Source organism: Devosia sp., from assembly GCF_036406155.1.
Classification (GTDB): domain Bacteria; phylum Pseudomonadota; class Alphaproteobacteria; order Rhizobiales; family Devosiaceae; genus Devosia_A.
This window is the reverse complement of the sequence record NZ_DASWVV010000059.1, coordinates 1-8,510: the sequence shown is the minus strand read 5'-3', so window position 1 is coordinate 8,510 and position 8,510 is coordinate 1. Positions and strand designations below refer to the sequence as shown.

9 protein-coding genes are annotated in these 8,510 nt (G+C 64.4%); 3 read left to right on the top strand and 6 right to left on the bottom strand.

Annotated features, from left to right (window positions below; genetic code table 11):
- Both VGD93_RS03825 and VGD93_RS03820 read right to left on the bottom strand, forming a co-directional pair.
- Positions 1-948, bottom strand: a 948-nt coding sequence (locus tag VGD93_RS03825; RefSeq protein ID WP_395009352.1) for a CoA-binding protein, incomplete at its 3' end; no start/stop codon positions are given.
- Positions 945-2,324 carry an acyl-CoA dehydrogenase family protein gene (locus VGD93_RS03820; RefSeq protein WP_395009350.1) on the bottom strand — a complete coding sequence of 460 codons (1,380 nt, stop codon included), beginning with the start codon at positions 2,322-2,324 and terminating at the stop codon, positions 945-947. The genes VGD93_RS03825 and VGD93_RS03820, both read right to left, overlap by 4 nt.
- Before the next feature lie 168 nt (positions 2,325-2,492).
- Here VGD93_RS03820 and VGD93_RS03815 point away from each other — a divergent pair, with 168 nt between their 5' ends.
- The 3 genes from VGD93_RS03815 to VGD93_RS03805 all read left to right on the top strand — a co-directional run bounded on the left by VGD93_RS03815 (position 2,493) and on the right by VGD93_RS03805 (position 6,030).
- A complete protein-coding gene (locus tag VGD93_RS03815; protein WP_395009348.1) occupies positions 2,493-3,311 on the top strand; it encodes a sugar phosphate isomerase/epimerase family protein in 819 nt (272 codons plus the stop codon).
- An 18-nt stretch (positions 3,312-3,329) separates the two neighbouring features.
- Entirely contained in the window at positions 3,330-5,036 is a 1,707-nt protein-coding gene (locus tag VGD93_RS03810; RefSeq protein WP_395009346.1) for an FAD-binding protein, read from the top strand.
- Between the two features lie 196 nt (positions 5,037-5,232).
- A complete protein-coding gene (locus VGD93_RS03805) occupies positions 5,233-6,030 on the top strand; it encodes an IclR family transcriptional regulator (RefSeq protein WP_395009344.1) in 798 nt (265 codons plus the stop codon).
- A gap of 37 nt (positions 6,031-6,067) precedes the next feature.
- On the opposite strand, the gene VGD93_RS03800 is transcribed toward VGD93_RS03805, so the two are convergent.
- The 4 genes from VGD93_RS03800 to VGD93_RS03785 all read right to left on the bottom strand — a co-directional run.
- Positions 6,068-6,499 (bottom strand): type II 3-dehydroquinate dehydratase, encoded by a 432-nt coding sequence (locus VGD93_RS03800; RefSeq protein ID WP_395009342.1) that lies wholly within the window; start codon positions 6,497-6,499, stop codon positions 6,068-6,070.
- Between the two features lie 61 nt (positions 6,500-6,560).
- Positions 6,561-7,475, bottom strand: coding sequence for a 3-hydroxyacyl-CoA dehydrogenase NAD-binding domain-containing protein (locus tag VGD93_RS03795; RefSeq protein ID WP_395009340.1), 915 nt, complete (start codon positions 7,473-7,475; stop codon positions 6,561-6,563).
- A gap of 34 nt (positions 7,476-7,509) precedes the next feature.
- The gene (locus VGD93_RS03790; RefSeq protein WP_395009338.1) at positions 7,510-7,902 is read right to left on the bottom strand and encodes a hypothetical protein; all 393 of its coding nucleotides are present in this window, start codon (positions 7,900-7,902) and stop codon (positions 7,510-7,512) included.
- 127 nt (positions 7,903-8,029) lie between these two features.
- The coding region (locus VGD93_RS03785) for an SDR family NAD(P)-dependent oxidoreductase (protein ID WP_395009336.1) at positions 8,030-8,510 on the bottom strand (481 nt) is incomplete at its 5' end.

Below are 8,510 nucleotides of genomic sequence, written 5' to 3'. Positions count from 1 at the left end.
AACCGGCCGTTTCGCCCGCTCCGGAACGAGAACGGGCACTCGCCTCAGAAGGGAGCCCACCTCGAGCAGGGCGTCGATCGTTTCCACGCGGGCAATACCACAGTCGGAAAGGAACGCATCGGCCAGGTCGTCGTCACCGGCAAGAGCGCCGGTGTGCGACACGGCGATCTCCGCCGCTGCCCTGGAGCGCCCCAGCTTGAGCGCGGCTATGGGCTTGCCACGGCGCGCCGCACCAACCGCGAATCGGCGCAGGCTCTCGGAGTCGCGGAACGATTCGAGGAAGAGCATATAGCTGGTGACGCGGGGGTCATCCAGCGTTGCCTCGCAGAGGGCGCCGAGGCTTATGTCAGCCTCTCCCCCGACCGATACCAAGCTGGCAAAGCCGATGCCTTTCGCCTTTCCGCGCGACATCAGCGCGCCGATCATGCTGCCGCTTTGCGAGGCGCAGAACACCCCTCCCGCCTCGACGCCGGGCTCGGCAAAGGCGGCGTTTCCCGTCAGCACCAGGTTCTCGTGGAAATTCGCGAGGCCAAGGCTGCTGGGCCCCAGCAGGCGCACGTTCCCTGCTGCCGCAGTGCTCAGGAGCCGGGCTTCCCGCGCGCGGCCTTCCGCACCGGCTTCCGAGAAGCCGCTGGCGAGCACGATCGCGGCCCTTATCCCCCTGGCTCCGCATTGCGCGACGGCGTCGATTGCCAGTTCGTTCGGCAGCAGGATGAAGGCAAGATCGGGCACCTCCGGAAGGTCCGCGATTGATGCCCAGGCCTGCTGCCCGAGGATCTCGTCCGCGCGGGGGTTGACCGGATAGATCTTGCCGGCAAATCCGCTCTCGAGAAGATACCGCAGGGGGCGCGACGACGTCTTGGTCGGGTCGGCAGAGGCGCCGACGATCGCGACGCTGCGCGGGGCGAGGAGGGCGCGCCCAAGGGCTTGGTCTACAGGCGCGGTCATTGTCCCGCCGTCTTTCCCGGGGAAGCGGCATCGGGTCGCTGGCTGAACCTGCGGTCGAAGATGTGTTCGGCGATGCGGTTCTTCAGCATCTCGACGGACCCACCTGCAATCATCCAGCCGCGGGCGCGTCGCAGGCAGTACTCGACCAGCGTTTCCTGAGAGTACCCCATCCCTCCCATGATCTGCAGCGCGTCGTTGGCCACCTGAAAGCCTGCCTCGTTGCAGGCAAGCTTGGCAAGGGCGGTGTCATAGGCCGTGGGCAGCCCCAGATCGGCATTGGCGGCGGCTCTGTAAAGCAGCAGCTGTGCCGCCTCCAGCTTGAGCGACATCTCGGCGAACTTCCATTGCAGCCCCTGGAACTCGCACAGCGGCCGGCCGAACTGCCGACGCTGCTCCGCATACTCGCGGGCGCGATTGAAGGCATAGCGACCCACCGCGAGCGAACGCGCGGTATTGCCGATGCGTTCGACGTTGAATGCCGAGATCTGCTTCTTGAAGCCGCCCGGGCCGAGCAACAGGTTCTCCTTGGGTACCCGGCAATTGTCGAAATAGAGTTGGCACCAGTGCTCGCCGCTCATGAAAGCCGTCGGCTTGCCGATCACTAGGCCGGGCGTGTCGCGCTCGACGATGATGGAGCCGATGCCGCCCACGCCGGGCCCGAACCGGCAATAGATGAGGAAGATCCCGGCGTCGGGGCTATGGGTGCCGAAGACCTTGGAGCCGTTGACGACATAGTGGTCGCCGTCAAGGCGGGCGCTCGTCTGCAATTCGGTAGCGGCCGAGCCTGCGTCGGGTTCGCTCATGCCGAGGGACAGCAGCATCTTGCCGGCCAGCAGGTCCGGCAGCCACCTGGCCTTCTGGTCCGCTGAAGCGTACTCGGCGAGGGTGCGGATGGGGCCGAAATTGCCCGCCTGCACGATATCCGCGCTCTTGGGGCAGACAAGCGCGACCTGTTCGATGGCGATCACGGCGTCCATGAGCGTTCCGCCCAGTCCCCCGTCCTCGGCCTTCAGCGTAATGCCGAGCAGGCCGTTTTCCGCGATCAGCTGCGCTACCTCCCAGGGAAACTCGCTGGAATGGGCCCGCTCGAGGGCGCCGCTCTCGAGGTGCTTGGTCGCGAAGCGACGGACGGACTCAGCAAAGAGCTTCTGCTCTTCCGACAGATCAAAGTTCATCTCGGGCCACTCTTTCCGCGCTATCGATATCGAGCCGGGCACATCTGTAGGCATTGGCCGGTAGGTCTTGGCAACTTCCTTTCCCTCACCCGACCATGAGGAACAAGAATGCCTCGGGCAGGGACGCGACGCTCGGCGCTGCCTGGCGCCGGCAGCATCGGTTCTCGTCAGGCGCTCGTCAGCACGAAAGTTGAATATCATTCTATATGTAAAGACTCTTCCAGTTTTCGCGTAGGCGAGGTAGGGTGAGTCTGAAAAGATGTGGACCGATGAGAGTTGCAGTGTTTGACGAAGTGGTGACGCCTGTTGGCTGGATTTCCGCGGCAGCTCACCGGGCGGCCGCATGGGCCTCGAACGAGGAGGCGACAGTTGAGTCATAAGCTCTCACTGGCCTTCCTCACATTGCATGACTGCGGGCCGGTGGACGCGATCCGGATCGCAGCGGAAACGGGCTACGACATGGTCGGACTGCGGCTCCTCCCGGCCGCTCCCGATGAGCGGCCCTACGCATTGATGAATGACCGAGCGGTGTTCCGTGAGGCCGTGGCGGCGCTCCACGACACCGGCATAGGCGTCGGGGATGTAGAGATTGCCCGGCTGAAGCGGGAAACGATAGTCAGCGATTTCGAGCCCTTCCTTGAGCGCGCCGCGGCACTGGGCGCCCGTCACGTGCTCGTCGCGGGCGACGACCCTGAACGAAACCGGTTGATCGAGACCTTTGCCGGCTTCTGCCGGTTGGCGCTGCCTTTCGGTCTTACAGCCGATCTGGAGTTCATGCCCTGGACCGCCGTGCCCGACGTGGCGACGGCGCGGGCGGTCGTGGAGGGAGCCGCCGAGTCAAATGGTGGCGTGCTTGTCGATGCGCTGCATTTCGACAGGTCGAACAGCACGCTTGAAGAGATCCGCGCCCTGCCGGCCTGGATGATGCACTACGCGCAGTTCTGCGACGGCCCGGCGGAGTACGACAGCAGCGATGCGGAGCTTGTTCGTGTTGCTCGCAGTGCTCGGTTGTGGCCGGGGCAGGGCGGCATCGATTGTGTTGCGCTGGCTGAGGCGATCCCTGCCGACCTGACCATCAGCGTAGAAGTGGCAAACCACGAGTATGCGAGGACGCTGCAACCAAAGGCGCGGGCCGCCGGTGCCCGGGACGCCACATTGCAGGTCCTTCGTGCCGCAGGCAGGGCATAGGTCAACATGGAGCAAGAGATGTCATCACGTTGGCCGGACGAGCCCGAGACCGTCGATCTGCTGGTATTCGGCGCGGGCGCGGCGGGCATGACGGCCGCCCTGACCGGTGCGTTCGAGGGGTTGAAAGTTCTGCTCTGCGAAAAGACGGACACTGTGGGAGGGACGACGTCCACCTCCGGTGGGACAACATGGGTGCCGGGCACGAGCCAGAGTGTTCGCGACGGCGTTCCTGACTCGATTGAGGATGCCAGCCAGTTTCTGCGGTCCGTCGTCGGCCCCCGGGGCGGCGACGACTTGCGCGCTGCCTTCCTGGCCTCCGGACCCGCAGTGATCGATGAACTGGAAGCGAAGTCCGAAGTGCGCTTCGTTGCAGCCCAGGCCCACCCGGACTATCTCGGCTGCCACCCTGGTGCAGCCTATGGCGGGCGGGCATTGGTGCCGACCATCTTCGACGGTCGGCAACTGGGCAAGGATTTTGACCGCGTGCGCCCGCCGCGTCCGGAATTCATGGGGCTCGGAGGCATGATGGTAGGGCGGGCCGAAATTCCCGCCCTGCTAAGTCCTCTGTCCTCCGTGTCGAATTTCCTGACCGCGATGTCGGTTGTCCTGCCGTATCTGCTGGATCGGCTCACCCACAAGCGCGGGACCCGTTTGTTGATGGGCAACGCGCTGGTGGGGCAGCTGTTCTTGAGTCTGCGGCAGAGAAAGGTGCCGATCCGGTTCGGCAGCCCCCTGCGGGAACTGGTTGTCGAAGACGGAAGGGTCGTCGGCGCTGTGGTTGACACACCCGCCGGACGCCGCACAGTCAGGGCCCGGCGAGGTGTCGTGCTCGCCACGGGAGGCATTGCCTGGAATCCGGAGCTGAGGACACGCACATATCCCGAGGGTACGCGGGACCTATGCCTGGCTCCGGCGACGAACACCGGCGACGGCGTGTCGAGCGCGCTCGATGTCGGGGGGCAGCTGGACGACGGACACGACAGCGCCGGGCTATGGATGCCGTGCTCCGTCATGAAACGCCCCGGCAAACCGGACGCGATCTGGCCGCATATTATTCTGGACCGCGCCAAACCGGGGCTCATCGCCGTCAACAGTTCCGGCCGGCGGTTTGTCAACGAATCCGACTCCTACCACGATTTCTCCATGGGTATGTTGCGCGCAAATGCCCACACGCCTTCGATACCCGCCTGGCTCATCTGCGACGCGAGCTTCGTGCGCGATTACGGCCTTGGTCTTATTCTCGCCGGGGGGCGGCAGCTGCGACGCTTCAAGGCAGCCGGCTATGTCGCGGAAGGGCGCACGCTGCGCGAGCTGGCAGAGCGGATCGGTGTCGATGCGGCAGGTCTCGAACGCAGCGTTGCCGACCATAATCGATATGCTCAAACCGGCGTCGACGAAGAGTTCGGTCGCGGGGCCAGTGTGATGAACCGTTTCAACGGCGATGACGGCAACGAACCGAATCCCTGCATGCGCCAGATCGGACCCGGACCGTTCTACGCCGTCGCCGTGCGACCGGCTGATCTCGCCAGTAGCGCCGGACTGAAAGGCGATGCCTTTGGCCGCGTACTGAACGACAGGAACGTGCCAATCACCGGATTGTATGTTTGCGGTAATGACATGACGTCGATCTTTCGGGGCACCTATCCTGGCCCCGGTACCACTCTCGGACCCGCCATCGTGTTTGGCTGGCGGATCGCGAAGCATGCCGCGGGCCGGCTTGACTGAGCTGGCAGCATTGTTCTGTGGAGAACCAGGACGTCCCTTCCACTCACGTCGCGGAACACGTCAGAATGGCATTCCATATTGAAACGAAGGCCGGTAAGTGGTAGCGATTCGCCGCCGATGGTCGGCCTCGACCAAGGCTCATTGCCAGCGGTTCGATCATCTGGGGCTGCGCCCAGCAATTTGAGGAGAGTAGTCAATGAGTGGCGTACTCGAGCGAACGCTGGAAATTCTTGAATTGCTTGCCCGCAACCCGAACGGGTTGCCGCTGCGCGAAATCGCCGAGAAACTCGACATTCCGCCAAGCGGTGCACACCGGCTCCTCAGGGAACTGGCGCGGCTGAACTACGTACGCCAGGAACGCGAGCAGGCGGATTACGTCCTGACGACACGGCTCGTGTCCTTGGCGCTGGGCTTTCTCAGCGCCAGCGGGATCGTCGATCTGGCCCAGCCGGTGTTGGACAGGCTTGCACAGCAATCGGGAGAATTGGTGCGGCTTGCGGTTGTCGACGGTGACAGGCTCACCTGGGTTGCGAAGGCCCAGGGTGCGCGCACCGGGCTGCGCTACGATCCGGACATGGGAGCCGAAGCCCACCTGGCCTCCAGTGCGTCCGGGCACGCCTGGCTGATGACCCTCCCCGACGAGAAGGCGCTTGAACTCGTGGCCTCCCAGGGGTTTGGAACCGCAAAGGACCGCGGGCCCAACGCGCCGTTGAGCACGACGAAACTGCTCCGTTTCCTCAAGTCCGCACGGGCGCGCGGCTTCAGCATTGCTCAGGAGACATTCACCAGCGGCATGACCGGGCTCGCTGCCCCCGTGCGGTCGACAGAGGGTCCGGCAGTTGGGGTCATCAGTATCTACGGGCCAACCCTGCGGCTGGGTGAGAACCGGCAGCAGGATCTCGGCGAGGAGTTGATGGCTGCCGCCGACGAGCTGGCCCTGAGCAGTACGATCTCCCCGGTGTTTCGGCGAAACAGCGGTGTCGTGCCGCACTGACAACGGGTTGGCAGCCGCGGGCCAGGAAGCGGCCTGCTCAACAACCGACCCTGCGAACCATGTCCGTTACGGCAAGCGCATAGCCCCCGGGCCCGAATCCTGCCATCACCGACGTCGCGACCATAGACACGTAGGAGCGGTGGTAGATCGCCTCGCGGCGGTAGAGGTTGGAGATATGCAGCTCCGTTATGGGGCCCGGAAACATCTTGAGTGCATCGAGCAACGCCATCGAGGTGAACGAGAACGCCGCCGGGTTGATAATGATCCCCGCGGCGTCATCTATGGCCTCCTGCACCCACTCGATCAGCCATTCCTCGCTGTTGCTTTGCCGGAAGACGACGGGATGCCCTGCGGCGGCCTCGCGGCACGACAGCTCGATCTCAGCCAGGGTCACGGTGCCGTAAATGTGCGGCTCGCGCGTTCCCAGTCGGTTCAGATTGGGCCCGTTGAGTATGAAGATGGGTTTCATCGCTTCGCCCTGTCAGACCGCCATGCCGGGGGAGGACCCCCGGCATGGCGGTCTGAGTTACCTAGGTCTGCCTCTCGCCCGGACGGCGCGACCCTATCGTCTGCAGCAACGTAACCAGTAGGTCGTTTCGCTGGCCGGTCAACGACGCCATGTCCTGGCCGTCGGTTTCCGCCCGTACCCCGGCAAGCAGCCGCTCACACAGCTCCGGCGTAAGTTGTGGCTGGCCGAGTGTCGGCCACCATGACTCGTTCACGCGCATGAAGCTCATTCCCCCGGCCAGGTGGTACGCCAGGTGCGGGCCGATAATCGACCAGCGCAGGCCGGGGCCATGGGTGATGGCCCGGTCGACGTCCTCGACCGAGGCAACGCCCTCCGCGACGAGGTTCACCGCCTCGCGATAGAGAGCGGCCTGCAGGCGGTTTCCCAGGTGCCCGGGGACCTCCTTGCGGACGTGAATGGGGTGCTTGCCGATGGCGCGATAGAACGCCATGCAGAAATCGACCGTCTCCGCCGTGGTGCGGTCACCCGGGACCACTTCGACCAGCGGAATCAGGTGCGGCGGGTTGAACGGATGGCCGATCACGAAGCGGCCGGGCGTAGAAAGGCCGCCCTGCAGGTCGGTCATGCGCATCATCCCGGCCGAACTGGCCAGAATCGCCTCAGGGAGCATGGCGGGCTCCACCGCGGCGTAGAACTCGCGCGCGATCTCTGGCGTTTCGGTAAGGCTTTCCTGGACGAACTGCGCCCGCGATACTGCTTCCAGTCTGTCCTGGTGGGGCGACCAGCGATCGGGCGCCGCACCCGGACGCAGTCCAAGCCGCTCGAGCGCAGGCCAGGCCCGGGCGACATAGTTGCCCACGTACGATTCGAAATCTGGGTTTGGATCCCAAACGTCGACATCGAGCCCCTGGGACAGAAACCAGGCGGTCCAACTAGCGCCGATCTCGTCCGCGCCCACCACGGCGACCCGTTTCACCGAGCTTATTGCACGCAACGCAGAAACCTTTCAATCAGGGGTTGACGTCGTATTCGGCGCAGTCCGGCGTCATGGCTTCGATCACGAAGTCGACAAAGGCGTCCGGTGCGTCCAGGTAGAACTCCTTGTCCGAATAGCTACCTACCGTAGCCGGCAGCCCGTTGGCATTGGCCCACAGTGCCAGGTCTTCGAGCGCCGCCCTGGGGTCGTCGCTCAGGAAGGAAACCTGCGAGTACTTCTTGTCGCCGTCGCGGTTGGCGGTGTCGCTCCGCGTGAACTGCAGATCGATGTTGAAACCCGGCTGTCTCATATGAATCGCCAACCGCCCGCGCCGGAGCTCGATGAAGTTCAACTTCACCTTGAGCATCTCCACGACGGTCTCGAAATACCGGCTGTCGACCCTGTTGGCGAAATGATTCAGCTGCATGTCTGTGGTCCTGTGTTTCGGTTCTGTGGGGCGTGTCGGGCGACGCCTGGCTCAGTGCGCAGGCGTCGCCCGATATCGGTCCCGCCGGTGCGCGGCAACCGCGTCTCCCTAGGCGGGCTGTATCGCGCTATGGCTTCGGCAGGCCGGGGATGAGGCCGAGCATCGCATCCGTGATGCCCCCGTCGGCAAGCAGCACCTGACCCGTCACGTAGGCGGAATCGGGTCCCGCCAGGAAGGACACGACAGCGGCGATGTCTTCCGGGGTGCCGATGCGACCCAGCGGCACCAGTTCGATGCGCCGGCGCGTCACCTCGTCGTTCTCATAAATGCTCTTGGTGAGCGGAGTACGGATCATGCCCGGGGCGACGGCGTTGGCACGAATCCCCTGCGGCGCCCACTCCTGTGCGATCACCTTGCAGAGCATGCTCAGCGCGGCCTTGGCGGGAGAATATGCGCCGGAACCGCGGTGCGGGCGGACGCCCGACATCGAGGAGACTGCAACGATCGAACCATGGCTCGCGGCAAGTGCGGGACGAAAAATCTGCGACATGATGAAGGTGGGACGGACGTTGACGTTGAGCAGGTAATCCCATTTTTCCACAGGGAAG

Bases quoted from the DNA above. Each gene is read 5' to 3' on its own strand.
- VGD93_RS03820 (WP_395009350.1), bottom strand. From the start codon at position 2,324: ATGATATTCAACTTTCGTGCTGACGAGCGCCTGACGAGAACCGATGCT.
- VGD93_RS03805 (WP_395009344.1), top strand. From the start codon at position 5,233: ATGAGTGGCGTACTCGAGCGAACGCTGGAAATTCTTGAATTGCTTGCC.
- VGD93_RS03810 (WP_395009346.1), top strand. From the start codon at position 3,330: ATGTCATCACGTTGGCCGGACGAGCCCGAGACCGTCGATCTGCTGGTA.
- VGD93_RS03800 (WP_395009342.1), bottom strand. From the start codon at position 6,499: ATGAAACCCATCTTCATACTCAACGGGCCCAATCTGAACCGACTGGGA.
- VGD93_RS03790 (WP_395009338.1), bottom strand. From the start codon at position 7,902: ATGCAGCTGAATCATTTCGCCAACAGGGTCGACAGCCGGTATTTCGAG.